Source organism: Stenotrophomonas sp. LMG 10879 (genome assembly GCF_002750935.1).
GTDB lineage: Bacteria > Pseudomonadota > Gammaproteobacteria > Xanthomonadales > Xanthomonadaceae > Stenotrophomonas > Stenotrophomonas lactitubi_B.
Genome location: NZ_PEJT01000009.1, coordinates 29,802 through 55,384 on the forward strand (window position 1 = coordinate 29,802; position 25,583 = coordinate 55,384).

Annotated in this window: 27 protein-coding genes; 17 read left to right on the forward strand and 10 right to left on the reverse strand. The window is 63.6% G+C overall.

The features are described 5' to 3' along the window. Window positions 1-79: 79 nt before the first annotated feature. From CR919_RS14835 to CR919_RS14845, 3 genes are all read right to left on the reverse strand, one after another. Window positions 80-526 carry a hypothetical protein gene (locus tag CR919_RS14835; RefSeq protein WP_099820664.1) on the reverse strand — a complete coding sequence of 149 codons (447 nt, stop codon included), beginning with the start codon at window positions 524-526 and terminating at the stop codon, window positions 80-82. Window positions 527-942: 416 nt separating this feature from the next. After that, window positions 943-2,622 carry a type IV secretory system conjugative DNA transfer family protein gene (locus CR919_RS14840; protein WP_099820665.1) on the reverse strand — a complete coding sequence of 560 codons (1,680 nt, stop codon included), beginning with the start codon at window positions 2,620-2,622 and terminating at the stop codon, window positions 943-945. A gap of 37 nt (window positions 2,623-2,659) precedes the next feature. Beyond that, entirely contained in the window at window positions 2,660-2,917 is a 258-nt protein-coding gene (locus tag CR919_RS14845) for a hypothetical protein (protein WP_099820666.1), read from the reverse strand. Between the two features lie 122 nt (window positions 2,918-3,039). On the opposite strand from CR919_RS14845, the gene CR919_RS14850 reads away from it, so the two are divergent. The 5 genes from CR919_RS14850 (at window position 3,040) to CR919_RS14870 (ending at window position 6,104) form a co-directional block, all read left to right on the forward strand. Further along, window positions 3,040-3,492 carry a phosphohydrolase gene (locus CR919_RS14850; protein WP_099820667.1) on the forward strand — a complete coding sequence of 151 codons (453 nt, stop codon included), beginning with the start codon at window positions 3,040-3,042 and terminating at the stop codon, window positions 3,490-3,492. Window positions 3,493-3,569: 77 nt separating this feature from the next. Beyond that, window positions 3,570-4,781: an MFS transporter gene (locus CR919_RS14855; RefSeq protein WP_099820668.1), complete on the forward strand. Its 1,212-nt coding sequence runs from the start codon at window positions 3,570-3,572 to the stop codon at window positions 4,779-4,781. A 90-nt stretch (window positions 4,782-4,871) separates the two neighbouring features. Then, on the forward strand, window positions 4,872-5,345 hold the full coding sequence (locus CR919_RS14860) for a hypothetical protein (protein ID WP_099820669.1): 474 nt from the start codon (window positions 4,872-4,874) through the stop codon (window positions 5,343-5,345). 112 nt (window positions 5,346-5,457) lie between these two features. Next, window positions 5,458-5,727: a hypothetical protein gene (locus CR919_RS14865; RefSeq protein WP_099820670.1), complete on the forward strand. Its 270-nt coding sequence runs from the start codon at window positions 5,458-5,460 to the stop codon at window positions 5,725-5,727. Window positions 5,728-5,855: 128 nt separating this feature from the next. Next, window positions 5,856-6,104, forward strand: coding sequence for a hypothetical protein (locus tag CR919_RS14870; RefSeq protein ID WP_099820671.1), 249 nt, complete (start codon window positions 5,856-5,858; stop codon window positions 6,102-6,104). A 38-nt stretch (window positions 6,105-6,142) separates the two neighbouring features. Here the strand turns inward: CR919_RS14870 and CR919_RS14875 are convergent, their stop codons facing one another. After that, the gene (locus tag CR919_RS14875) at window positions 6,143-7,678 is read right to left on the reverse strand and encodes an FAD-dependent monooxygenase (RefSeq protein ID WP_099820672.1); all 1,536 of its coding nucleotides are present in this window, start codon (window positions 7,676-7,678) and stop codon (window positions 6,143-6,145) included. Window positions 7,679-7,760: 82 nt separating this feature from the next. Between CR919_RS14875 and CR919_RS14880 the strand changes: the two genes are divergently transcribed. Further along, on the forward strand, window positions 7,761-8,405 hold the full coding sequence (locus CR919_RS14880; RefSeq protein ID WP_099820673.1) for a TetR/AcrR family transcriptional regulator: 645 nt from the start codon (window positions 7,761-7,763) through the stop codon (window positions 8,403-8,405). Window positions 8,406-8,526: 121 nt separating this feature from the next. Further along, window positions 8,527-10,620: a TonB-dependent receptor gene (locus CR919_RS14885; RefSeq protein WP_343124861.1), complete on the forward strand. Its 2,094-nt coding sequence runs from the start codon at window positions 8,527-8,529 to the stop codon at window positions 10,618-10,620. 63 nt (window positions 10,621-10,683) lie between these two features. Here CR919_RS14885 and CR919_RS14890 read toward each other — a convergent pair whose 3' ends face one another. Next, entirely contained in the window at window positions 10,684-10,965 is a 282-nt protein-coding gene (locus CR919_RS14890) for a hypothetical protein (RefSeq protein WP_033831436.1), read from the reverse strand. A gap of 212 nt (window positions 10,966-11,177) precedes the next feature. Between CR919_RS14890 and CR919_RS14895 the strand changes: the two genes are divergently transcribed. The 7 genes from CR919_RS14895 to CR919_RS14925 all read left to right on the forward strand — a co-directional run bounded on the left by CR919_RS14895 (window position 11,178) and on the right by CR919_RS14925 (window position 18,132). Further along, window positions 11,178-11,852: a response regulator transcription factor gene (locus CR919_RS14895; RefSeq protein ID WP_099820675.1), complete on the forward strand. Its 675-nt coding sequence runs from the start codon at window positions 11,178-11,180 to the stop codon at window positions 11,850-11,852. Then, window positions 11,852-13,192 carry a HAMP domain-containing sensor histidine kinase gene (locus CR919_RS14900; RefSeq protein ID WP_099820676.1) on the forward strand — a complete coding sequence of 447 codons (1,341 nt, stop codon included), beginning with the start codon at window positions 11,852-11,854 and terminating at the stop codon, window positions 13,190-13,192. Before CR919_RS14895 ends, CR919_RS14900 begins: the two co-directional genes overlap by 1 nt. A gap of 152 nt (window positions 13,193-13,344) precedes the next feature. Continuing rightward, window positions 13,345-13,944, forward strand: coding sequence for a hypothetical protein (locus CR919_RS14905; RefSeq protein ID WP_243380214.1), 600 nt, complete (start codon window positions 13,345-13,347; stop codon window positions 13,942-13,944). A 136-nt stretch (window positions 13,945-14,080) separates the two neighbouring features. Beyond that, a complete protein-coding gene (locus CR919_RS14910; protein ID WP_099820677.1) occupies window positions 14,081-15,271 on the forward strand; it encodes an efflux RND transporter periplasmic adaptor subunit in 1,191 nt (396 codons plus the stop codon). After that, entirely contained in the window at window positions 15,268-17,232 is a 1,965-nt protein-coding gene (locus tag CR919_RS14915) for a MacB family efflux pump subunit (RefSeq protein WP_099820678.1), read from the forward strand. Before CR919_RS14910 ends, CR919_RS14915 begins: the two co-directional genes overlap by 4 nt. A 90-nt stretch (window positions 17,233-17,322) precedes the next feature. Next, entirely contained in the window at window positions 17,323-17,721 is a 399-nt protein-coding gene (locus tag CR919_RS14920) for a hypothetical protein (protein ID WP_099820679.1), read from the forward strand. 33 nt (window positions 17,722-17,754) lie between these two features. After that, on the forward strand, window positions 17,755-18,132 hold the full coding sequence (locus tag CR919_RS14925; protein WP_099820680.1) for an EF-hand domain-containing protein: 378 nt from the start codon (window positions 17,755-17,757) through the stop codon (window positions 18,130-18,132). A 47-nt stretch (window positions 18,133-18,179) separates the two neighbouring features. On the opposite strand, the gene CR919_RS14930 is transcribed toward CR919_RS14925, so the two are convergent. The 3 genes from CR919_RS14930 to CR919_RS21080 form a co-directional block, all read right to left on the reverse strand. After that, entirely contained in the window at window positions 18,180-19,505 is a 1,326-nt protein-coding gene (locus tag CR919_RS14930; RefSeq protein ID WP_099820681.1) for an XVIPCD domain-containing protein, read from the reverse strand. Between the two features lie 26 nt (window positions 19,506-19,531). Then, window positions 19,532-20,395: a hypothetical protein gene (locus CR919_RS14935; RefSeq protein WP_099820682.1), complete on the reverse strand. Its 864-nt coding sequence runs from the start codon at window positions 20,393-20,395 to the stop codon at window positions 19,532-19,534. Window positions 20,396-20,524: 129 nt separating this feature from the next. Then, entirely contained in the window at window positions 20,525-20,740 is a 216-nt protein-coding gene (locus CR919_RS21080; RefSeq protein WP_133119621.1) for a hypothetical protein, read from the reverse strand. A 175-nt stretch (window positions 20,741-20,915) separates the two neighbouring features. Between CR919_RS21080 and CR919_RS14940 the strand changes: the two genes are divergently transcribed. Continuing rightward, window positions 20,916-21,275 carry a helix-turn-helix transcriptional regulator gene (locus CR919_RS14940; protein WP_099820683.1) on the forward strand — a complete coding sequence of 120 codons (360 nt, stop codon included), beginning with the start codon at window positions 20,916-20,918 and terminating at the stop codon, window positions 21,273-21,275. A 73-nt stretch (window positions 21,276-21,348) separates the two neighbouring features. Here CR919_RS14940 and CR919_RS14945 read toward each other — a convergent pair whose 3' ends face one another. Continuing rightward, window positions 21,349-21,756, reverse strand: coding sequence for a hypothetical protein (locus CR919_RS14945; protein ID WP_099820684.1), 408 nt, complete (start codon window positions 21,754-21,756; stop codon window positions 21,349-21,351). 496 nt (window positions 21,757-22,252) lie between these two features. Between CR919_RS14945 and CR919_RS14950 the strand changes: the two genes are divergently transcribed. Both CR919_RS14950 and CR919_RS14955 read left to right on the forward strand, forming a co-directional pair. Next, the gene (locus tag CR919_RS14950; protein WP_243380219.1) at window positions 22,253-22,723 is read left to right on the forward strand and encodes a hypothetical protein; all 471 of its coding nucleotides are present in this window, start codon (window positions 22,253-22,255) and stop codon (window positions 22,721-22,723) included. 219 nt (window positions 22,724-22,942) lie between these two features. Next, window positions 22,943-24,121, forward strand: coding sequence for a site-specific integrase (locus CR919_RS14955; RefSeq protein WP_099820686.1), 1,179 nt, complete (start codon window positions 22,943-22,945; stop codon window positions 24,119-24,121). 53 nt (window positions 24,122-24,174) lie between these two features. Here CR919_RS14955 and CR919_RS14960 read toward each other — a convergent pair whose 3' ends face one another. Further along, entirely contained in the window at window positions 24,175-25,386 is a 1,212-nt protein-coding gene (locus CR919_RS14960; RefSeq protein ID WP_133119622.1) for a hypothetical protein, read from the reverse strand. Window positions 25,387-25,583: the final 197 nt, after the last annotated feature.

Genomic DNA, 25,583 nt, shown 5'->3' on the forward strand with positions numbered 1-25,583 from the left:
GTACTGCTGAAACATCAATGGGCGCGACGCCCCTGCGCCAGGCGCGGGGTGCGGCACGTTCGATGATTTCGACGCGGTCTCAGCTGCCGCTGCTGGCTTCAGTATCCTGGGCCGACGCAGTCGGCGTCGATCCAGCGTTCTGCACGACGATCTGGTTGCCGACGATGGAGACGGAAACGCCCTGCGCCGCGTAGGCCGCCGTGAGATCGATCACGGCCTGCTGTGCGTTGGTGGTATCGATCTCCGACACCGCGCCATACAGGGTGAAATCCGAACTGAGGCGATAGTCCAGCGTGCGGCCGGAATCCTTGGCCCAGCGCTCGAGCATGGCCTTCAGCGTGCGATCCATCGGCGACGCCTGATAGACGTAGCTGGAGTACAGCGGAATCTCGGTCGGAGCCGTCGCGAAACGGTTGACCGGCTTCCAGCGCCCTCCGAAGTCGGGTGCGGGCTTGGTAGCACAACCTGCCACCATCAACGCCGCCACTGCGGCGATGGACATTTTTGCAATAAACGCCTGATTCATACGGGCTTCACTTTGACGTACGAAAAAGCAGTCCCGATGTTGGTCCCTTGGTCGTCCGGCACTGCGCGATGCACGCCGGAAACGTAACGAATGCACTGCTTAACAGCACATGGGCACGGTTCCCCTGCAGCTCGAAAGCTGCCAACCAAGTCGCGTGAAGCAACCTCATCCGAGGCCCCTCTCACGCACCCTCACCAACGCCGGAACCATCCCTGTTCCCATGGCTGAAACTCCTGGCCACTCTGAAAGCATGACGAATCACACAGATTCGCAAGCCACGCATAGAGTCGCACAACTACGCGTCAATTCGATGTCAGACAAATCTGAATTTTGACCAACGTATGGCGCTTCTTTGACGCGTTTCACTAATTCACTTCCATGAATGCGTGCATCCGTCACACTTTCAAGTCTGCAACTTAGACATCAAGCATCGGCACGTCAACCTTTGGCAGTAGTCGTGACGTGAAATAGCGATCCTTGTAATAGCGAATCTTGTCGCATTTGACGGGATGCGGGATGCCTTCGTACAAGAAGACTTCCTTGTCCGGCCCCATCGCCTTGAGCTCCTGCGGCAGCATCAGCGCGCGGCGCTCCTCGGTGAAGCTATGGGTCTTCTCACGTGCGTGGGTGACGTTCTTCTTGCGGATGGTGGTGTAGCCCAGCATGTCCGAATAGTCATTGGCGTCCTGCTGTTCACGCGGGGCGTACAGGATCTGCAGCGCGTGGTTGGTGATGATCGTGCGCGAGACTTCACGGCCATAGGTGGCATCAAGCTGCGACATGCTCTGGATGATCGGCAGCAGACGCACGTTGTAACCGGCCATGTAGGACACCGCCGAGGCGATGATTTCGACCTTGCCGATCGAGGTGAACTCGTCCATCAACAGCAGGCACTGGTACTTCAGGTCCGGATTGGACTTGGGCAGTTCCTTGGTGTTGAGGTTGATCAGCTGGCTGAAGAACAGGTTGATGATCAATCGGCTCTCGGCCAGCTTGTTGGGCTGGATGCCGATGTAGATGGTCATCTTCTTCTTGCGCACGTCGGTGAGCAGGAAGTCGTTGGTGCTGGTGGCCTTGTCCAGGACCGGATTGATCCAGGGATTCAGCGGTTCCTTGAAGGTGCCCAGGATCGAGGCAAAGGTCTCGTCGGCCTGGGACAGCATGTTGGCGAACGCCGAGCGCGCGTTGCTGCTCAGGAATGGACGCTCGGACAGGCTCTTCAGGAACTTCTTCAGATCGCTGCCATCGCCGGAGGACAGGCGGTAGACCGCGCCCAGGGTCGGCGTGCCCTGCCCGCCTGGGAAGCCGCTGCTGCGCTCGTCATCCCAGTTCTCGAACAGATACAGGGTGAAGGCGATGAAGGCATTGCGCGCCTGGCTGATCCAGAACTTCTGGTCTTCCGAACCGTCGGGATAGAGCATCGCACCGATGCTCATCAGGTCCGACACCCGGAACGCCGGGTCATCGGAGACGTAGCTGAGCGGGTTCCAGCGATGGGTACGACGATCTTCGGCGAACGGATTGAACAGGTAGATTTCCTGGCCCTGGCTGGCGCGCCAACCACTGGTCAGGTCGAAGTTCTCCTGTTTGATGTCCAGCACCACCAGTGATTCGCCGTACTCCAGCAGGTTCGGGATGACCACGCCGACGCCCTTGCCCGAGCGGGTCGGGGCGGCCAGAATGACGAATTGCTGGCCGTCCAGCCGCACCAGCTTGCCGCCATGGCTGCCGACCACGATGCTCTGGCCGCTCTTCTTGAACATGCCATGCTTGGCCAGATCGGCGCTGGTGGCAAAGCGCGCGTCACCGTGCAGCGAGCGCTTGTCCTTCTTCAACAGCAAGACCAGGCCGACGACGGCCAGCACCAGCAGCGGCAGGCCAAAGCCGAGGTAACCGGCCCATTTGATCTTGCCCACGAACGGGGCAACCTGCGGCTGGCCGATGGCGTGGAAATACTGGTAATAGGTATTCCAGGTGAGCAGCTTGGTATCCAGACCAAGCAGCAGCAGCGTCAGGTAACCGGAAAGCACGAACCCGAGCAGCAGGGTCGCCAGCGTGATGATGGCGATGAGCAGATACTTCTTACTGGACAACACCCGAATCCTCCATGATGCGCCCCATGGGCGCGACGGCTTAGCGGCGGCGTCGCTGCGACGCCTTCTTCCGCAGGTTGACTTCATTCTCCAGCCCGGGCTCCACGCCCTCTTCCCGCACCAGTTCCTCAAGGTACCGGCGCGCATCGGCCAACGACATCAGGTCGGTCAGACGCTCCCCATCGTCGACGATGACCGCATGGCCGACCACATCGCCGGGAGCGTACACCGGCTCGTGGGTCACCGCTACCAGACGGAAGCGGCCGCGTAGTTCCAGCTGATGGGTGTATTCCTGCATGTCTCATCTCCCTGATGGAATCCAGATGCCATTCCTGCAGCGTCCGATGATGCCTGCACGGCCGTGGTGGCGGCATGCACACGACCCGTACGACAATACACGCTCGGGACGGAGAGATCGCGATGGACTGGGTGGCACGCGCACGCACGCTGGCGATGGAGGCCCATGCCGGCCAGGTCGACAAGGCAGGACAGCCCTACATCGGCCACGTCGGCCGGGTGGCCGCTGCCGTGCGTGGCGATGATGACGCCGAGGTGGTGGCCTGGCTGCATGATGTGCTTGAGGACTGCCCTGCCTTCGCTGAGCGGGTGCAGGCCTTCCCAGACCCGTTGCAGCACGCGGTGCGGTTGCTCAGCAGGACGTCTGCGACGGATGCAGCCACGTACTACGCGCGGATAGCGGCAGATCCGCTGGCGCTGAAGGTCAAACTGGCCGATATCGCCGACAACGCCGATGAAACGCGTTTGGCGTCACTGGATGCTGCCACCGCCGAGCGCCTGCGCGACAAATACCGACAGGCGCTGGCGGCGCTTGGCCAGCAGGCCACGCAGGCAGCACCACCCATCGAACACTGATTTACCCCCAGCCTGGCTGATGCCTGCTGCGGTGCAGCAGTACAATATGGCGCTTCCCCGCCCCTTTGCGCCCCCGCATGAGCCCCAATTCCCCTCTGGCCGCTCGGCTGACGCCGCGCCAGCGCACCCTGATCATCCTCGCCCTGTCATTGGGCGGCTTCGCCATCGGCACCAGTGAATTCGCCAGCATGGGCCTGATGCTGGAGATCAGCCGCGGCCTTTCGATCAGCGAAACACAGGTCGGCCACCTGATCAGCGCTTACGCCATCGGCGTGGTGGTGGGTGCACCGATCCTGGCCTTCGTCGGCGCCAGCTTCCCGCGCCGCAAGCTGCTGCTGGCGCTGATGGGCTTCTACGCCATCGGCAATCTGGCCAGCGCGTTGGCACCGAACTACGGCACGATGCTGGTGGCACGCTTCGTCGCTGGCCTGCCGCATGGCGCCTACTTCGGCGTGGCGATGCTGGTGGCGGCCGCGATCAGCCCGGCCGGCCAGCGCGGGCAAGCAATGTCGCGCGTGCTGCTCGGCCTGTCCGTGGCGATCCTGATCGGCAATCCGCTGACCACCTGGCTGGGCCAGCAGCTGAGCTGGCGCACCGCCTTCGCCCTGGTCAGCGTGCTGGCCATCGCCACGGTGGCGATGATCGCGCGCTTCCTGCTGCCCGACCCCGATGAGGTGCGGACCTCGCCGATGCGCGAGCTGCGCGCGTTCAACACCACCCAGGTGTGGCTGGCGCTGTCGATCGGCGCGGTGGGCTTTGCCGGCATGTTCTGCGTGTTCACCTACCTGGCGCCGACCCTGGTGCAGGTGACCGGCGTGGCCGAATCGTGGATGCCGCTGGCGGTGGGCGTGTTCGGCATCGGCGCGATCATCGGCAACATCGCCGGCGGCTGGCTGGTCGACAAGTTCCACTTCAAGGCGGCCTCCGTGGTGCTGGTGTGGTCGATCGTGATGCTGCTGCTGTACCCGCTGGCTGCCGAATCGGTGTGGACCATCGGCCCGATGATCATCACCGTGGGCACGATGGGCGCCCTGGCTGCGGTGCTGCAGACCCGCCTGATGGACGTGGCCGGTGAAGCGCAGACCCTGGCCGCCGCGTCCAACCATGCGGCGTTCAACACCGCCAATGCGCTCGGCCCGTGGCTGGGCGGCATGGCGATCAGCGCCGGCTTCAGCCCGGCCACCACCGGTTACGTGGGTGCGGCGACTGCGGTCGGCGGCCTGCTGCTGTGGTGCGTGTCGGTGATGCTGGAGAAGAACCGCAAGGCCGCTGTCGCCGGCAGCAGTTGAAGGCCCAGCTTCTCAACGCTTCGATGATGCCGCACCATCTGCGCAGATCGGCCGCAACCGGCGGCCGAGGGTCTTGCTCAAGGATGCTCCGTGGCAGTCACTCCCCATAGACGCGAGAAGCTGCTCGATGACCTGCTTTCGCTGGGCCGCAACTGGGCGTTGGCCATCGCCATCGCCGGTGCCGGCGCGGCGGTGCACTACAGCGAATCGGTCTACGAGGCTGGGCTCTGGCGTGGGCTGCTGCCGACGCTGTGTTTCCTCGTCAGCGTGGTCTGGATCGTGCTGAGCATCATCCGCTTCGACCTGACGCTGCAACAGCATTTCGAACGCAAGCGCTCACGCTGGCTCAGCCGCCTGCTGTATGTGGTGCTGCTGGGTGCTGGCATCACCGCGGTGTTCTTCGTGATGGAACTGGCCGGGAACAACCATATCGCCAAGATGTGCGACTCCGTGGCGAACGAGCCTGGCAGTCGCATCCATCGCTCGGAGGAGTGCCAGCGGCTGTTCAAGCACCGCGCCGAATACCGGCGTCGCCTGGAAGCGGCGGACGGCGAGTTCGACTGAGGCGACCGCGCTGCGCGCGCGGTAACCACGTTGCAGGCTGACAAACACGCGGCGTAGATCCGCCTTGCTGCAGAGTTGCGCACGCCAGCTCCCCACGCGCGACACAACCCTCATGCACCGCCAGATTTCCCCCACCTGCCACGATGCGATTGCCCTGCGGGCCGGCGCGCTGGGCAGTGTGCTGGGCGTGGCGCTGTTCAAGGCCTTTGCCTTGTCCACCGCAGCGGCCGGCTCGATGATGACGGTCGGGCTGTGGTTGCTGGGATGTGTGCTGCTGGCGGCCTGGGCGCTGGCGGCTTGCCTGACCTGCCTGGCCCTGAGTCGGCGCGTGTTCGTGTTGATGCTCGTGCTGTCGACGGTGTTCCTGATCTGCATTGCCTGAGCGGCAGCGGCAGCTTCCGAGCATTCCCACACTTGTTATTCAATAACAAGTGCTGCCAGTCGGATTGCGCGTGCGCCGGGTCACGGATTGAATTCGATGGCCAGACCGGCCCCTTCCCGAGCCCCCCCATGCGCCTCCTGCAGCCCCTGTTCCGCTCCGCCCTCGGTGTTCTTGCACTCGCGTCGGTCAGCGCCTGTGCCACCTATGATGATTCGGCCATGCATGCCGCCTGCCAGGAGTCGCCGCATGTGAAGGACCTGCCGCCGGAGGTTGCCGCCCGCGAAAGCCGATGCAGCAAGAGCGTTGAGGTCTGGTCGAGCGAGCGCAAAGGCAGCGACCAGCCGCTGGACCTGAGCGGGAAGAAGAAGGACCTCTGAAAGAGGGCGGCGCAGCCCTGTGCGGGCTGCGCCGGGACTCAGGCAATCGCTTCCCTGCCAACGGGGCACCCCCATTGCCGTACGGCCTGCGCCAGTCCCGTCGCATCGGCGCCATCACTGGCCCAGGCGACAATGCCGTCCGGACGAACCAGCAGCGCGGACAGGCCCAGCGAATCCACAGCCGGCTGCGCGATGGACAGGATGCGGGCTCGTTCGACATCAACCGCCGCGGACAACGAGGCAGCAGCATCGAACACCAGCAGCACCGCCTGCCCTGCCCGCAGCAGCTCTCCCATGCGACGACCATCGGCCAGCAGGAAATCCGGTGTGCTGCGGCCGACCAGCGGATGGGCCTGACCCAGATCCAACTGCTGGCCCACACCCCACACGCGCTCGGCAAGATACGTGGCGCCATCACGTGCTTCTGCCAGATCGGCCACGATGGCAGCCAATGCGCGTGAGCCCGCGCCCGGGCGCATCAGTGCGACCTGCGCGCGCGACCACTCCAGCACGCGGGCGCCGATCGGATGGCGTTCGGCCTGATAGGTATCCAACAGCGCTTCATCTGCGTCGCCGCGCACGACGGCGGCGAGCTTCCAGCCAAGATTCATCGCATCCCCCAGGCCCAGGTTCAGCCCCTGCCCGCCCAGCGGTGAATGCACATGCGCGGCATCGCCGGCCAACAGCACGCGGCCACGACGATAGGCGGTGGCTTGCCGTGCGCCGTCGGTCCAGGTGGTGGCCAGGTGCAGTGTGGTGATCGTTGCGTCGCGGCCGGAGATACGGCGCAGCAGCGCCTGTGCCGTATCGCGGTCGAGTGGCTGGCGATGGCCGGCGCCGCCGTCGAAATCGGCCAGGGCGATGGTGCCCGGCGGATTGAAATTGCACATGCCCTGCGCGGTGGTGTGACGCCCCGGGCTGAGCACCGTCGGATCTTCCAGCTCAACGCTGAGCGAGTGGCCGGTGAACTCCGGATCGGTGCCGGCGAAGGCAAAGCCGCACTGCTTGCGCACGGTGCTGCGGCCACCATCGCAGCCGACCAGCCAGCGCCCGCGGAAGGATTGCCCGCCTGCCTCGACCTGGACCTGATCGGTACCCGAGCGCACGTCCTGCACGCCCGCACCACGCAGGATCAGCACGCCCAGCGCCTGTGCGCGCTCGGCCAGCACGGCCTCCAGCGCCTGCAGCTCCACCGCCATCTGCGTGCCGACCGGGGTGGGCAGGCGCCAGGGCCAGCGACCGCTGTCCACGTTGTCCAGCGCGAACGGAATGCCGGCGAAGTGCCCTCCCAGCCTGCGCGGCTGCGACAACCAATGCGCGGTGCCGGGCGGCGGCGGGCCTTTCTCCGGCTTCAGCACCTGGCCCGCAGCGACGACATCCAGCAGGCCGCGCCGGTCGAGCGCCTCCAGTGTGGGGGCATTCAATCCACGCAGGCCGAACGGCAGGCGCTTCAGCGGCGACTCCGGCGAGGCCGCCTGCTCCAGCACCAGCACCGAGCATCCCGCCTGGCCCAGTTCGCAGGCCAGCAACAGCCCAACCGGGCCAGCCCCGGCAATGACGACGTCGTACCGCATTGGAAATCCTCGTGAGCACCGGGTCGGCGCTCTGGCGGTGACAATGTTACACTCGGTGTACGTTTCCACAAGTGAACCACCCATGACCCCGCCGCCCGGCCGCCGTGAACAACGTAAAGCCGAGACCCGACAGGCGATTTCCGACGTCGCCACCCGGCTGATCATCGAGCGCGGCTTCGAGGCAGTGTCGATGAGCGAGATCGCCGACGCCGCCGGGGTGTCGCGCAAGACGGTGTTCAACTACTTCGCCAGCAAGGAACAGCTGGTGTTCGACCGCGATGAGGAAGCGCGACAGCTGCTGCGTGACGGCATGGCCGCGCGCGCATCCATGACGCCGCTGGCCGCCTTCCAGGCGCTGGTGCGGGAACTGCTGGACACCGGCCATCCGTTGCTGCGGATCAATGCCGGTGCAGCGTCGTTCTGGAAAACCGTGGCGCAGAGCGCGGTATTGGTGGCCCATGCGCGGCAGCTGCAGGCGCTGCTGACCGATGACCTGGCACAGTTGATGGCTGAGTCTGCGGGGCGACCCGTCGAGGATGCCGACGCGCGACTGGGTGCATCGATGCTGATGGCGTCGATGGTGACCGCCTACGAACAGGGACTGCGCGTGCTGTCGGACGGCGGCGATCCGCGGCAGGCGATGGTGCCGCTGATCGTGCGCGGCGCCACGGGGACGCTGGTGGCACTGGCCGGTACGCCCTATACGGACCCGTCCTCGTGTCCATAGCGCAATCGGGGGATGGGTACCGGGTCGTCGCAAATGCTAATCTTTCTCATTTGCAGCCACATCGACAACGCCCATGCCCCACCTCCTGCCCCGCCAGAGCATTCTGTGCCTCACCACGACACTGGCCTTCGCTGCTACAGGCTATGCCGCCGACGCTCCGTGGAGGAGCGTGCAGGAGCTGGACAAGGTGGAGGTGCGCGGGCGCGCTCAGACGCTGTACCGGGTAGATGATGCCGCTGTCGGCACCCGTACCGATACCCCGCTGGAACTCGTGCCGCAGTCCATCCAGGTGCTGCCGCGCGAGCTGATCGACGACCAGGCCGCACGCCAGGTGACCGATCTCTATCGCAGCATCAGCGGCATCAGCTACTTCAGCTATGCCGGGGTGACCCTGCGTGGGTTCCGTCAGGAGAACGTGCTGTATGACGGCCTCCGCGGCGATCCCTATGCGGGCTTCTCGGTACCGCAGTTGTTCAACATCGAGCGGGTGGAGGTGCTGAAGGGGCCGGCCGGCGCGTTGTACGGTGGTGGCGACGCTGGCGGCGTCATCAACTATGTGACCCGCAAGCCGAAGGCCACTGCCGAACGCCGCGTTGAACTGCAGGTGGGAAACAGGGATTTCCGCGCCGGCTCGATCGAAGGTACCGGGCCGTTGAACGCAGCCGGCACGGTGCGCTACCGCGCCGGCCTGTATGGCGACAACGAGCAGGGCGTGCGCTGGAACACCGACAGTGAAAGCGTGATCGGCGATGCCTCGCTGGCCTTCGATGTGGGCGACACCGGCGAGCTGGTGCTGCAGTTCACCGACATTGCCCAGAATCTGGGCGGCAACCGCCTGCGCGGTGTGCCGGTCGACGACAACGGCAATTTCCTGACCGACCGCCGCTGGAACCACAACGAGGACAGCGATTTCCTGGACATGCGGGCCAAGGTTGCGCTGGCGCAGTACCGCTTCGCGCCGCGCGACGACCTGGACGTGGACGTCGCCGCACGCTGGTTCAGCAACAACGAGCACCAGATGTATCACGAGCCGATGGGCCTGATCGACCGCGACCGCGATGGCGTGGCCGAATGGATGACCCGCCAGCTGCGCAACCAGATCCGCGACAACGAGGCGTTCACCGCCAACGCCAACGCGGTGTGGCGGGCAAGCACCGGTGCGATCAAACACAAGGTGCTGTTCGGCGCGGACGTATACCAGCTGGATGCGGATTTCACCGCGCAGACGGCCAACAGCGCCGACCTCGCCCGCGGCGCCGGCCCGGTGCGCGGCATCGATCTGTTCAACCCGGTGTACGGCGCCAGTACCTGGCACGACTACAACCTGTCTGCGCTGCCCTGGCGCAGCACCAGCACACGCAGCAAGCGCTATGGCGGGTATCTGCAGGATGAGCTTGCCTTGACCCCGCGCTGGCACGTGCTGGCCGGCCTGCGCTGGGATGGGTTCAAGGATGACGACCGCATCGCCGGTAGCAGCGTGGACGGCAACGACATCAGCTGGCGGCTGGGTAGTACCTTCACCGTGCGCGATGGTCTGCACCTGTATGCCAACGTGGCCAGCGGCTTCGTACCGCAGTCAGCAGCAAACCAGAACTCCGCGGCAGGTGGACCGTTCGATGCAGAGCGCAGCAGGCAATGGGAAGTGGGCATGAAATCGCTGCTGGCCGAACGCGTGAGCCTGAACCTGGCGGCCTACCGCATCGACCGCAGCAACATCGTGCAGGTTACTGGCGAGGTCATCAATGGCGTGAACCAGCTGGCGGCGTTGGGCCTGGTGCGCAGCACCGGCATGGAACTGGATCTTCTGGCCGACGTGACCGAGCGCTGGGTGCTGAACCTGACCTACGCCTACAACGATGCGCGGGTGAAAGACGCGGGGCCCAACGGCATCAGCAATGCCTCTGGCGACCGCTTCGCCAATGCACCGCGCAACAAGCTGGGCCTGTGGACACGCTACGATCTGCCCGCGATCCGTTCGGCCATCGGCTTTGGTGCCGACTACGTGGATGAGCGCATCAGCCTGGATGGCCAACGGGTGAAGCCCTACACGGTGTTCGATATGAGCTGGAAAACCACGTGGAAGCAGTGGCAGTTCCAGGCCAACATCAAGAACCTGTTCGACAAGGTGTACGCGGCCAGCGGCTTCATCGAGCGCAACGGCCATTTCCCGGGCGAGCCGCGCCGGGTGTATGTGCAGGCTGGCTACAGCTTCTAGTTCTAGGCCAGCGCCTTTGAGCAACGCGCCAGGGAGGTGCAATGGCCACCTCCCCGGCCGGCATCAGCCCGAGCAGGACACCAGCATCGAACGCGTGGCCATCTGCGTGGAGGTGAAGCCGTTCTTGTTGCCCACCGCAATGGCGTTGCCCTCATCGCCATCCTTGCTGAAGACCACGTAGCCACCCGGGCACATCTGCCCGGCCTTCTCGTAGCACCCGCTCCAGGAGCTGGAGCCACTGCAGTCGATGGAAACGCCACGGCGGCCGTCGGGGGTGACGGTCATCTTGGCGGTCGTGCAACCGGTGAGCGTGGCGAGGAACAGCAGCGGAACAAACAACTTCATGGTGACTCCAGGGGATGGGAACTGCGAAGGGCGCCAAGGCTGGAGCGCCTGGATTGCGTGAACCTTGCGCCGGGCCCTCGTCTTCTTTGCCGCCCGCCATTGGCCTTCCGGCAGATGCGCAGGAACGCCATGTTCACGCAATGTTCCTGTAATACGGTGCCGGCGCGTGCCGAACCGCCCTCTGTGGCCCCTCCCTGCCCCAAGCCCTGCTGATGCACATCCTGCTGATCGAAGACGAAGCCGAACTGGCCGCCACCCTCAAGTCTGCCCTGCAGCGTGAGCGCTACGTAGTGGACCTGGCCAACACGCTGGCATTGGCCCGGGAGGCGGCTCTGTGCGGGCTGCACGATCTGGTGCTGTTGGACCGGACCCTGCCCGATGGCGATGGCCTGGCGTTGATTTCCCTGCTGCGCGAGCACAATCCCGGGGTGCCGATCATCGTGCTGAGCGCGCTGGGCCAGTTGCCGGACCGGATTGCCGGTCTGGATGAAGGGGCCGATGACTACCTTGCCAAACCCTTCGCGCTGGAGGAACTGTTCGCACGGATCCGGGCGGCAGGCCGTCGCCCAAGCGGATTGCAGGTGGAGTCCATCAGCATCGGCCGATTGGTGTTCGACCCCACCTCGGGCGAGACCAGTGTGGGCGGCCAGCGGCTGGAGCTGCCGCGGCGCGAGATCCGGGTGCTGGCCGCCCTCGCACGGCGCCTGGGCCGCACCGTGCTGCGCGAATCCATCGAGATGGCGGTGTATGGCTTCGACGACGGCATCCATTCCAACACGCTGGATTCGCACGTCTCGCGCCTGCGCCGCAAGCTGGCTGATGCAGGTGCCGGCGTGGAGATCCACGCCATTCGCGGGGTTGGCTATCTGATGCGGGAAAGCAGGTGATGGCGCGTCGCCCGTCGTTGAAGCGCCCACTGATCGTCAAGACGCTGATCTACCAGTTGCTGGCCCTGCTGGTAGCGTTCTTCGCCCTGCTGATGGTGCTGGTTCGTGCCGACAGCGGTGGCTACTACACCATCCAGACCTTCGCACCTGTGGCCGCCGAGGCAGTGCACCGCGACCGCAATGGTGAACTGTACGTGCAGCACACGCCAGAGCTGGCCGAACTGCTGAAGATCGTCCCCGGTGCGTGGTTCATCGCCGAGGACGAGCATGGGCACCATGTCACCTTCGGCCATGTGCCACCGGCCTATGCCTCGCTGGTCGGCGCCCTCGATGGCATCCCCTATGGCGACCTGCGCGGGCGTGATCGCAGCGATGGCCTGGCGGTGGTGGTACGGCAGCACAGTGGGCCGGCCGGCAAGCTGACCATCATGGCCCATGGCGAAACCGATTCGCTGACCATGCAGATGGCGTTGGCCGCGCACATCATCACCCTGCCGATCTTCCTGCTGCTGGCGCTGGCCACCATCATCCTGACCCCGATCATCGTGCGCCGGGCACTCGCCGGTGTCGAACGCATCGCGCAGGAAGCCGGCAACATTTCGGCCAGCCGTCGCGGCATCCGCCTGACCGAGACCGCCGTGCCGGTGGAGATCGCGCCCTTGGTGACCGCCGTCAACGACGCCTTGGGCCGCCTGGATGAAGGGCACGAACGGCAACACCGTTTCATCGCCGCAGCGGCGCATGAGCTGCGCACGCCGATTGCGATCCTGCGGGTAAAGATCGACGCCGCTGATGATTCGACGTCGCGCAGCCTGGCGGTAGAAGTCGCGCGTCTGGCGACACTGGCCGAGCAGCTTCTGGACCTTCACCGCATGGAAGAAGACGGTCCGAAGGAAACCCTCAACCTGGCCCGGGTGGCCAAACGGGTGGCCGCCGATCTTGCGCCGCTGCTGATCCAATCGGACAAGACCGTGGCAGTGGCGGTGGAGCCACACTTCCCGGTGCTGGGCGAAGCCGGTGCGGTCGAGCGGGTGATCTCCAACCTTGTGTTGAATGCCGCCGAGCATGGCGGACGCCAGATCATCGTGCGCGTGCAGGGCAGTTGCCTGGAAGTGGAAGACGATGGCCCCGGCATTCCGCTGGACCAGCGCGAACGCGTGTTCGAGCCGTTCCAGCGGCTGCGGCCACGTCAGACCGGCGCGGGCCTGGGACTGAACCTGGTGCGGCAGGTCATCGACCGTCACGGCGGCCACGTCACGATTCTGGATGCTCCCGGCGGTGGCGCATTGATCCGCGTGGAATTCCCGCTGCATCCGGGCGTCGCCGCTGCGTCACCGTAGGACACTGAAGACGTCCCCACATCCGTGACTGCCGCCTGTCCACGCGCAGCAGATGGCAATGGCAGGCAAGGTTGCGGCAATGTTTGCTGCGCAGCATCGAACCGATGGCATCTGCGGTGCCATCGCGTTCCGCCCTGACAGGAAGCCTGCGCGTGACCGAAGGAGTTTCTCCCCCCTCCTCTTCTGCCCGATTCCGCGCGACGCCGGCCACATCCGGCTTGACCGCGGCTGCGTGGAATCGACGTTCGCGTGCCGATCGTACGCGCGCGCTGCCGCATTGGCCGCGCTGGCTGCGCGTGATACCCGCAGCGAATCGCCCGGACGTGCTGATGCGTTTATTTGCCGTGCTGTTCCTGCTGCTGCCGGGCAGTGCGCTGGTGATCTCGACGCAACGCCATGCGTACGCAGCCATGGCCAGTGCAGTGCTGTTCTTCGTCGTCGCGCATGGCGCGCTGCATGCACTGTCCGCATGGCGATCAACCATATCGCGACTGATCCCGGCACCTCTGCGCAACGTCGATAGGCACACGGCCTGGATGATGCTGGCAAGCGCGTTGGCACCTGCGTTGATACAAGGCGTACACGCGCAGCCGATCAGCATGCTCGCTGTCGCAGGGCTGGTAATCGGCGGGCTATGTCAGCTTTGCAGCGTACGCGTGACAGCAGACCGCCTGCGCAACGTGCTGCTGGTGCTGGGTAGCGCCTTGCAGTTCATCGCAGTGGCGCTTCTCAGCAGCATGGCCGCGGGCTGACAACCACGGCAGCACCGCAAGGTTCACGCAACCCATTGCATCGAGACTCGACGGCCATCCACGCCCGGCACCCGGCGCGTGCATCCCTACTGCCGCGAGGACCACCAATGACCTATCCCCTCTGGATGCAGTGCCGATGAGCACCGCACCGCGCAAGCACCGCCGACTGCTGATCATCGCTGGTGCCGTACTGTGCACTGCCATTGCCGCGTGGCTCGGGCTGCGACCCACGCCACCGCCAGCGCTGCAGCTCGCGCCGGTTGTGCGTGGGAACATCGAACAGGTGGTGGAAGCCACCGGCACCCTGAAGCCTTCGCGACTGGTGAGCGTGGGTGCGCAGGTCTCCGGTCGCATCGAAACACTGCACGTGAAGCTGGGCGACAAGGTGAAAGCCGGTGACCCGATTGCCGACATCGATTCACGTACCCAGCGCAATGCGCTGCTGAGTGCGCAGGCGGCGCAACGCACCGCACGCGCCAACCGCGACGCACTGGCCACCGATCTGCGCCAGTACGAACTGACCCTGCAGCGGCAACAGCGACTGGTAGCATCGCAGCTGGTGGCACGTGCCGACTTCGATGCTGCGAAGGCAAAGGTGGACGCGACCCGCGAACAGATCACCGCGCTGGACGGTGAGATCGTGCAGCGGCAGACCGACGTGGACATCGCGCAGACCAACCTGGAGTACACCCGCATCACCGCTCCGACCGACGGCACAGTGCTGGCGGTCGTCGCCCGCCAGGGCCAGACGGTGAACGCGGTGCAGAGCGCACCGACCATCGTCATGCTGGGCAACCAGGACGTGATGACCGTCTATGCCGAGATCTCCGAGGCCGATGTTGTGCACACGGCGGTCGGCCAGGAAGCCTTCTTCACCATCCTTGGCGACGCGGGCCGCCGCTACAGCAGCACCCTGCGCGACATCGCGCCGGCACCCGAATCCATCACCAACGAAGATACGTCCAGCCTCGCGTCACCCGCACTGTCCGCTGGCAGTCGTACCGCCATGTACTACAACGGCCAATTCGACGTGGACAACACCGACGGACGCCTGCGCAGCTACATGACCGCACAGGTGCGCATCGTGCTGGGCCGCGCCCACAACGTGCTGACCATCCCCTCCGCTGCGCTGGGCGCGCGGGCGGGCGACGGCAGCTACACCGTGCAGGTGCGTGCTGCAGACGGGCGCGCCGTGGCGCGGCGTATCACCATCGGGCTGGATGACCAGATCCAGGCGCAGGTGCGCAGCGGCTTGAAGGAAGGCGAGCAGGTGGTGCTGGCGCAGGCCAGCGACGAGGCGGCCACCGCGCCCGCGCAGCCCCGATGAGTGCAACGAAGAGCGAGCCACTGCTGAGCGTACGCGGGGTGCGCCGTGAATTCGCCGCCGGTGAACAGACCCTGGTGGTACTGGACGGCGTGGACCTGGACATCCGCGCCGGTGAACTGGTCGCCATCGTGGGCCAGTCGGGCTCGGGCAAGTCCACGCTGATGAACATCCTCGGCTGCCTGGATCGGCCCTCTGCCGGTACCTACCAGATCGACGGGCGCGAAACCGCGCAGATGTCGCCCGACGAGCTGGCCGAACTGCGCCGCGAGCACTTCGGCTTCATCTTCCAGCGCTACCATCTGCTGACCGACCTGACCGCGCTGTCCAATGTCGAAGTGCCCGCGATCTATGCCGGCATGGCCGCCGCTGAGCGCCACGCACGGGCCGCTGGACTGCTGGCGCGGCTGGGCCTGGGTGGACGCATGCAGCATCTGCCCGGCGAGCTGTCCGGTGGCCAGCAGCAGCGCGTGTCGATTGCCCGCGCACTGATGAATGGCGGTGCGGTGATCTTTGCCGACGAACCTACCGGTGCGCTGGATACACAGTCGGGCAAGGAAGTGATGAAGATCCTCGATGAGCTGCATGCCGAAGGCCACACGGTGGTGCTGGTGACCCACGACATGGCCGTGGCCGAGCACGCCCAGCGCATCATCGAGATACGCGATGGGCGGATTGTCGATGATCGTGCCACGGCTACTGCGTCGGCAGCGGGTGCGGCGCCGACCGCGCTGCCGCAACGCAGCGATGGCGGCGGCTGGCAGGCCGTGCGTGATCGCTTCGCCGAAGCCCTCCGCATGGCCCTGCGCGCCATGAACGCACATCGCATGCGTACCTTCCTGACCATGCTCGGCATCATCATCGGCATTGCCTCGGTGGTGTCGGTGGTCGCGCTGGGTACGGGTGCGCGCCAGGCCATCCTGTCCAACATCTCCTCACTGGGCACCAGCACCATCGAGATCTATCCCGGCTCCGGCTTTGGCGATCTGCACGCGGCACGGGTGGAGACCCTCACTCCTGGTGACAGCGTGGCCCTGGCCGGGCAACCGTTCGTGGACAGTGCCACCCCGGGCGTCGCCACCTCGGCTACCGCCCTGCGCGGGAACCGCTCGGCCAGCGTGCAGGTGCAGGGTGTCAGCGAGCAGTACTTCCGCGTGCACGGATTGAAGCTGGGTGAAGGCATCTTCTTCGGCGCACCGGGCGTGGCGGGCTACCAGCAGGTGGCGATCATCGATGCCAACACGCGCGCGCGCTTCTTCGCCGCAGCCGAGAACCCCATCGGACAGACCCTGCTGCTGGGCAACGTACCGGTGCGCGTGGTGGGTGTAGTGAAGAAGGATGCCGGTGCGGCCGGCGACACATCGCTGCTACGGGTGTGGATGCCCTACACCACGGCGATGGCGCGGATGCTGGGGCAGAGCCATGTGTCCAGCATCACCGTGCGCGTATCCGATGCGATCAGTATGGACGCGGCCGAGGAGGCCATTGCGCGGTTGCTGACGCGCCGTCATGGCAGCGCCGATTTTTACATGAGCAACAACGCGCAGATCCGCCAGTCGATCGAACAGACCACCGGCATCCTCACTATGATGATCAGCTCCATTGCCGCCATCGCGCTGGTGGTGGGCGGTATAGGGGTGATGAACATCATGCTGGTATCGGTGACCGAGCGCACCCGCGAGATCGGCGTGCGCATGGCCGTGGGCGCGCGTCGCAGCGACATCCTGCAGCAGTTCCTGATCGAGTCGGTGCTGGTGTGCCTGCTCGGCGGCATGCTGGGCATTGCTGTGGCCTTGCTGCTGGGCGCGGTGCTGGCACTGGCCGACGTAGGCTTCAGCCTGGTGTTCTCGGCGGGCTCGATCATTGCGGCATTCGCGTGCTCCAGCCTGATCGGTATCGGATTCGGCTTCCTTCCTGCACGTCGCGCGGCGCAGCTGGACCCGGTGGAAGCGCTGGTCCGGTAGTCGTGGCAATTGCCTGCGATGACGGCAGGTTCGCGCAATGTCTGCGGTGTGTACTGCAGCTACCGACGATGTCCGCACAGGAGCTGGACGATGTTTCTGAAAACAGGAAGGACTGCGCTGCTGCTTGCAGCCGCCGCACAACTGCTGGTGCTGATGCCCTACTCCGGCGACGCCCATGCCCAGCGTGGCGACCGCTACAACCCGCAGTGGAACCAGGACTATCGCGACCGCGAACGCGATGACTGGCAGCGCCGCGAACGTGAGCGGGAGCGTGATCGCGAACGTGAGCGGCGCCACGACGCCAAGACCACAGGCGTAGTGGTGGGCGTAGTGGGTGCGGCCGTGGTGGCTGGCGTGATCGCTGCTGCCGCCAAACGCGAACGCGAAACCCGCGAGCGTGCCGACTACTGCATGAACCGCTACGGCAACTACGACCGCCGTACCGACAGCTATCGCGATCGTAATGGCTACACCTACCCCTGCCGCTGATCTCCCCTCATTGAAGGATTACACGCAATGCGTATGAACAAGACCGCCCTGCTGATCGCGCTGTGCGCCATCCCGCTGCTTGCACAGGCCGCGCCTGCCGTCCCGAAACAGGCCTATATCGATTCGACCTTCACCGCGATGGACAGCAACAAGGACGGTCGCGTCGACAAGGCCGAATTCAACGCCTATCAGCAGGCGCGCTTCAGCAAGCAGGCTGACTCGATCGATGCCGCGTTCGCTGCGATGGACAAGAACAAGGACGGGAAGATCAGCAAGGAAGAAGCGACCGTGGTGCCGGAGATCGCGAAGTACTTCACGGGGCTGGATACCGATGGTGACGGCTATCTGTCACTGAAGGAGATGCAGCAGGCGATGGTGGCGGCGCAGACAGCGGACGCACCCGGCAAGTGACCGGTGCGGGGCAATGGGACCCCCCCATTGCTCCGCCCTGCTGCGCACTACGCCATGCGCATCTGCGGATGCTCGCGCACCTGGTTGTCCAGTTCCTGCTGCTGGCGTTGCGCCACGGCCTGCTGCCGTTCCGCGCTGGCCAGCTCCAGTCGCTGCAACGACTGCTCCACCGGCGTCTGCACCGCCACATCGGTGGGCATGGAAGCCCTCAGGTGCGCCGGGTCGTTGATATCACCCTGCACCACGAACACGTTGCGGCCAGCAGGGTTGTCCGCCGTCTGCGCGCTGAGCAGCACATGGTCGGCACGGTCCAGGTTGTTCTGACGGGCAAGGGCCATCACGCTGGCGGTCAGTCGCTCACTGCTTTCATCCGGAGTCCGGCCTGCTTTTGCGTCGATGCCGGCGACATGCCCGCTGACCTGCTGCAACAGACCGTAATCGACGTGGCCCGGTCCGATATCTGCCAGACGCGTCGCGCCGCGCTGGAGGTCGGGCACGTCGTCAACCGATGCAGTGAGCGGGCTGCGTGTGATGGTTCGGTACGGATCTTCCGGGTGGAACTGGGTGGCCTTCTGCTGCCGCTCCAGGCGGACTTCACGCGCGTCGTTGAGTTCAGCGATGCGGCCAGGATCAGTGATCTCGCGCAGCGAACTGTGGCCGCCGCCGGAGGTGACACTGGCCCACTTGCCGTCCTTTTCAAAGTACAGCGCGTAGTCGTTGAGGCCGCCGATGACGTTGGGATCGACCGAAGAGCGGCCGCCCAGTGCCTGGGTGACTTCATGGAACGCCAGCGTGCCGAGGTACTGGCTTCCCTTGCTCAACCCCATCTGGGTGAACGCATCGCGGCTGGTACTTCCCACCCGCGGAAGCCCTACGCCATCGTTGTCGAGCATGTTGGTCCAGATCTGCTCCAGCTTCTGCGGGCCACTCTTTTCCAGAGCGGCCTGGAGGAGCACGCGGGGTGTCCAGCAGTTGGGATCGAGACGATGCTGCTCGAACGCACGGTCGTGCGCGGTCATCACATCCTTGCCGGGCAGGTTCAAGGCAAGTTCCGGGCGCTGCTGCTGCGACCAGTATTGCCGCAACACGAGGTCCTGCTTGAGCAGACTCTGTCCGAACGCCTCCCATTGCCGTTCACTCAACACCGCATTGGGGAAGCGTGAACCATCGTCGTGCTGCGTCCGTGCATGTTCCTGTGCGTAGCTGTTTGCCACCCGCCCAGGCAGGCTGTCGTTGCGCACAACGCCCAACGCCAGCGTTCCATACCCGTCTGCACCTGGCAGTTGCGATAGATAGTTCCAGTAGAGCTCCCGATTGCCCGAATCCGCATAGGCAGTGAGGATCCTGATGTCCTTCTGGGTCAGTCCACCCATGACTTACTCCTTGACGTGTCTTCAGATCACCTGGCCTTGGTGCGTACCAGGACATCACGTACCGCATCTTCCATGCGCTTCCAGTCCTTCAAGAACACCCGCTTGTAGTTCAAGGTGATCGAAAGCTTGTTCTCGACATCCACGAAATAGTGCGTACACCCCGCCGCGACCGGGTCTTCCAGGTCGACGACCTGATCGCCTTCCAGGCGCACGCCATCACCCCGGAATCGGGTGGTTTCGCACTTCAGGAACGTTGTGAGCTGACCAGCGTCATCACGCGCAACGTACCAGTCATCCTCATAGGCCGGGTTGCGAACAGGAGGCTTGCCGTAGCGTGCTTCGTAGTCCTTCGAGTAGCGTGCCATCTTCTCTTCATCGATGGCATACGGGATCAGTCCCAGTGTCGGTGACCGGGCAATACGCAGGTCCAGGCGTGCCCGTGGATCACCTCGCTCCACCGATCCCTCCTCGGTGAGGGCCTCGTTGGACGACAGTCGGGCAAGCGAAGTTTCGATTGGAATCCTGTCGATATAGTTCACCGCCACCGCGATCTCCTTGCGGAAATCATTCGTACGGGGATTGGCCCGGGCCCCCGGTGCGGTTGGCGTCATGTCCGGCCATTCAATGACCAGCGAAACTCCTTCACCCGGCCATGGCGCAATCTGGCTGTCCAGATAGTTGGCGGGGATACGGAAGGTATTTGGCCCCAACTTCACATCCACGGGCGCGTCGGTGTAGGTGTGGCCGTTTAGGGTGCGGCCGGTCTGCGTTGCGCCAGGCATGGCGTGATTCCTTTCGTGTTCGGTGGATGGCGGTCGTGCGCAGGCACTGGCGCTCACAGCGACGGCGATTGCGAGTGCCAGGCACCGGCCGGAGGACATCGAGGGCATCGGGCCATTCCATTGCGGGGTTTGGACCCACTATAGGCAAAGGCCGATCAACGGGACAGGAACGTCATCACTACCTGCCCACGATCAGATTTTTCCTACGCACCTCCATCGTCGTGCCGGATGGTGCATTCAACGCCACTGCAGTTCGACGTGGCACTGCGGGCAGGAGTGGTAGGCAGATGCCGGGCGGACCGCGAGTGCACCCACAATGCCGATCAGTATCGACATGGCCAGCATCCCGGTGACGCCCATCAATACGAAACCAACTGCACCGCCAAGCAGCGCGAGAAGCGTGAATGTCCACCCGGAGCCAGACCAATGCCCGCGGCCATTGCGGATGGCCATCGGGCCGCGGTATCCGCAGGCAAGGCAGATTGTCGATGTTGTGCTGCCAGGCGGCGCTGGCCGCGAAGACGGCTTCATGCCCCACCTCGCCCTATGATGCTACAAATAATGTAGCATACGAAGTGTGGGTCGATTGCCATCCTGTAGACCGTTACAGGATGCGCCCAGGCGGGTAATGTCCCCCACACCTCTCCGCGACCAGTTCACCAAGCGCCTCAAAGAAGCGCGCTTGGCGATGGGCATTTCCCAGCGCGAGCTGGGCCGGCGCATTGGCTTGTCTGAGGATGTGGTGTCCAGCCGGGTGACACGCTACGAACAGGGCACGTCGGAGCCGGACTTTGCAACTGCCGGCAAGATGGCTGCCGAACTGGGCGTTCCTCTCGCCTATCTATTGGCCGATAGCGATGTACTGGCCAATGTCATTCTCGCCGCCGCCAGGATGCCGCACGCAGAACAGCGACGATTGGCGACTGAATTGAAAGAGCGCGCGAAGCGGTCGTGCGGCGCAGAGCAAGCAGAAAGCGACAACGAGTAGCACGGGGCTTGAACCCCAGGCATGGGGACCACGTTGGAAGTCCCCACCCTTCCCGTTGCGGCGCACCTGTGAATCAAGGGTCGAGACAGCGCTCCACCTGCAGCGACAGCGCTTCGCAGGCATCAAACAGCCCATCGACCAGCGCCGCCGACGGATAGAAGCCCGGCTCGTCGTTCTCCCGGGCCACATGTGCGGCGTGCAACATGGCAGTGAGCGCGGTGATGCCCGAGGCGCTACGGGTCGCCAAGGCCAGATCGAATGCGCGGCCGGGTGTTAGGCGGAATTCGGTCCAGGGCGCGCCATCAGCACGGCGGCCTTTGCCGTGGCCTTGTAGGAACGTGAAGAAAGCCGAGGGCGGCACGGACTCAACGGCATCACTGAGCGCATCCTCCATCTTTTCGGCGAGAGCATTGGGAAGATCGCGCACGGCATCGCCGAGCAGCGCGTGCAGACGGGGATAGTCGGGAAGCAGGTCAGGCATGGCAGCAACCTCGCGGTGTGGCCACCTGCAGATGCAAGGTGGCGGACGGTGCGGGTTGGCGTGCCGGATACATGACGCAAGAAGCCGACGGATCAAAGATCCCCACGCACCGTCCGCCATGAACTGGCAGGGCGTGCATTGTCGCGCATCATGTAAGTTCGAGACGCCAATCCCGGCCAAGGCGAGTGCCTTGGCGCAACCATCGTCCACGCGTCCTTTCAGCAGATCGAGGGGGAAATGCGTCGGAAAGTGCTATCAAGACTGGGATGAGAGCGCATTGATCCCAAAACGTGAACATCAACACCAATGCATTGTGCGGCCCGGAAGATTTCGTCAACGCCATAGGCCGCATGATGCTCCGCGGCTGTCGCTCCTGCTACTCATTACGAGTAGATTCCGACAGCCATTGATCGCAGCTTACCTTCGCCGGATTCGTGTAAAGTCACGCCGATAGGTGCAACCCGCCGGTCAATGGCGATTTTCTCGGGGAAAGAATATGCATTCCACAGCTGCAAAGATCACAATGCGAGCGGCGATGGTCACTGTTCCGCTGCTGGCCGCAGGTTGTTTCATGCCCACCAAACAACCCGACGCAGCAATGGTCAAGCCGGCACCTGAAGATCGGGTATTTGCACTCCCCGACCAAGGCGCTTCCACCGGGAATGTGGTGGTAACCCGCGACATCGGCGCTGTTGGTAGCAAGTGTGCAATAGGCGTTATGGTCGATGAGCAGATGGCCGCCCATCTCAACACAGCCGAATCGGTCACCTTCGCATTGAAGCCAGGCCGGCACTTGCTGACGGCAACCGGAATTGACGGCCCTGGCCTGTGTTCATTCAATGCCACCAAATCCGCGCTGGCCAGACGCCGTTCGACCGAGATCTTTGTAGATGCCGATACGACGCGGAAGTACCGGCTATCGTTCCCCGCAGTGGAATCACCGCCTGTGATCGAACCTGCGTTCTGACAACACGGTCTCGTTCCTTCACAAATGCAAACGCCCCTTTCGGGGCGTTTTTGCATTCTTGGCGGAGAGAGTGTCTGAATTTAGGGCGTTCCCTAGCTTCCGTGCGCCTTCGTGAAACCAGTCTCAGCCCTTGCGCTAGCTACGTTTCACCATCCGAGTTCGTTCGCAGGCTTTCGCGGGAAGTCGCACCTGCTGGGTGGGTACATGGATGGGTAGGAAATGGGATTGAAGATCAATCGCTTGACGGCGAGACGGGTGGCCACGGTCACTGATCCGGGCTACCACGCTGACGGTGGCGGTCTATATCTGCAGGTGACCGCGTCCGGTGCCAAGAGCTGGGTGTTCAGGTATCGATTTGAGGGGAAGCGCCCGGAAATGGGCTTAGGCCCGCTGCACGTGATCGGCTTGGCCGAGGCGCGGGAGGCGGCAGGAGCCGCGAGGAAGATGGTACAGGCGGGTCAGGATCCACTTGCGGGTAGGCGAGCGGCGGCTGTCGCCACTGCCAGCATCCCAACATTCTGGGAGGCCGCCACGGCATACATCGCAGAGCGCGAAGCAGGATGGACAAACCCGAAGCACGCGGGCCAGTGGACCAGCACCCTAGAGACGTATGCAAAGCCGGTGCTGGGAGATCTGCGGGTGGATCGTATCGAGACCGAGCATGTCTTGGCCGTGCTGCGGCCAATCTGGACCACCAAAACGGAGACTGCCAGCCGGGTCCGGCAACGCTTGGAGGCCGTGCTTGATGCCATGACCGTGCAGAAGAAGCGCAGCGGGGAAAACCCAGCGCGATGGCGCGGGCATTTGGCCGTGATCTTACCGAAACCCACTGCGGTGACCAAGGTCGAGAACTTCGCCGCCCTCCCCTACGCGGAACTTCCAGCCTTCATGGCTTCTCTACGGTCCAGACACGGCGAAGCAGCGCGCGCCCTCGAATTCACGATCCTCACAGGGGCCCGGACGGGAATGACGCTGGGAGCTACGCCAGGGGAGGTTGATCTTGCCGCCGGCACGTGGACCGTATCAGGTGGCCGGATGAAGGCCAAGGTGGAGCATACGGTTCCGCTTTCTAAGCCAGCGCTGGCGATCGCGCGAACGCGCATGAAGCGGGACCTCCTGTTCCCCAACGACCTCAGCAATGAGCCACTCAGCGAGAACTCCATGCTCGCCTTACTGAAACGTATGGGCTATGGGCACATCACGGTTCATGGGTTCAGATCGACCTTCAAGGACTGGGCTAGCGAAACAACAGACTTCCCAGACGATCTTTCAGAAGCCGCCCTCGCACACAGGATCCGAGACAAGGCAAAGGCCGCTTACAAGCGCGGAACTATGCTTGAGAAACGGCGAATTCTGATGGAAAAGTGGGCAACCTATGCCATTAGCCTCGCCCGATGAAGGGCGAGGCCAAGCTCCCGCAAGCGGAAAAATCTTTCATAGACAGCTAAGAACTAGAACAATTTCTTTCTAATCTGGGCAAATGCATTTTTGCCGGTGCGATGATCACTGCTCGTCTTCGAGAGAATGAACGGAAAACGCTCTTCACCTCTAAATGTAATCTTGCAGTGCTTACCTTCCTGATCAATTGCAAAACCGAGCGACTCAAGCTCTCTGCGCACAACCGGACTCATTGACTCATACTGACTCAAAATATCCTTGAGCTTCGCAGTGATGATATCCCGCTCACCTTCATTGCGATTTGATTCAATGATCGCAGCCAATATATGGCGCCTGCGGGAGTTGGCTTCCGCCGAATCGGCAGCGTGCTGGAGAGCATCTAACACTGCCGAGAGCTGCTCCCCCTGATAGAGATCGCGCTCAGACGAAGCGAGCTCTATCGTGGACGCAGCATCGCCTGCTACTGATTCTGTAGTCCAGCCCGAGAACTTCCCCAAACTCAGCCGAGCCTGCAAGCGCCGTATTTCCTCGCCCTGCTCAGCCATTTTCTTGCGCTGCTCGGCAATTTCACTATCGAAATGTGCCATGTACTCGTCAAGGCTGCCAGCGCCAGATTTGCGCACCTCTTCAAATCTGTCGTTTGCTGCACACTGCTGAAGGTGAATCCAAGTGCACTCCTGACGAATGCGGTGGTAAAGCAGGGAACTCCTCACTTTGCGAGCAATCGCAGACTGGAGTTCGCCAGGCTCCTTCCACCGATCGGGAAGATAAAGCCAGCGCCCAATGCCATCCGGCCAATAGATAGCGACCGCCCCACCATATGGGTTCTCACCGAAAACCTCCCTGGAGAGTGCGGTTGAAAAGGAACGCGAGGGCTCAACCACCACATGAGCCATCGCCGATATCCACTCCGCCAGGCGCTTGGGATCGACGGAAAGGCTGCCATCCCCACGTCGACTGACATACACAACCGGCATCGCACTTCCAGCGCGCGCACAAATGATGTCCGCCGCCAGATCCTGCTGCTCCTCAGACAAGAAGAGAGGCAGATCATCGACGACAAGGCCTCCATCCTCCCCGCCCGAGAACTTCTGCATTAAGAGCTTAAGAATATATGGCCGGCGGCCCTTATCCAGCTTTTCGACAGGAACTTCCGCGTCGACACTAAGCTGAACTGAAACAATGAACTCGCCAGAAGTAGATTTACATCCGACCACTTCAGTCGTCCAATGGATCCCTTCATTATCAGCCTTTTCGTACTTCACCCCCCCAAGCTGACAATCGGCACCGTCAGAGGCAAGAAATTCTGCCCTTTCACCGTCGACCTCGTGGACACCCTCTGGCCTAGCGTCCGTCAATCCACTAAGCAGGGTGTACGGACTACCAGTGATCCACTCCCTACAGCATTCCATAAATTCAGCCATTTCCACGTTAGAGCGAAGTGGAAACTGTGTCTTAAATG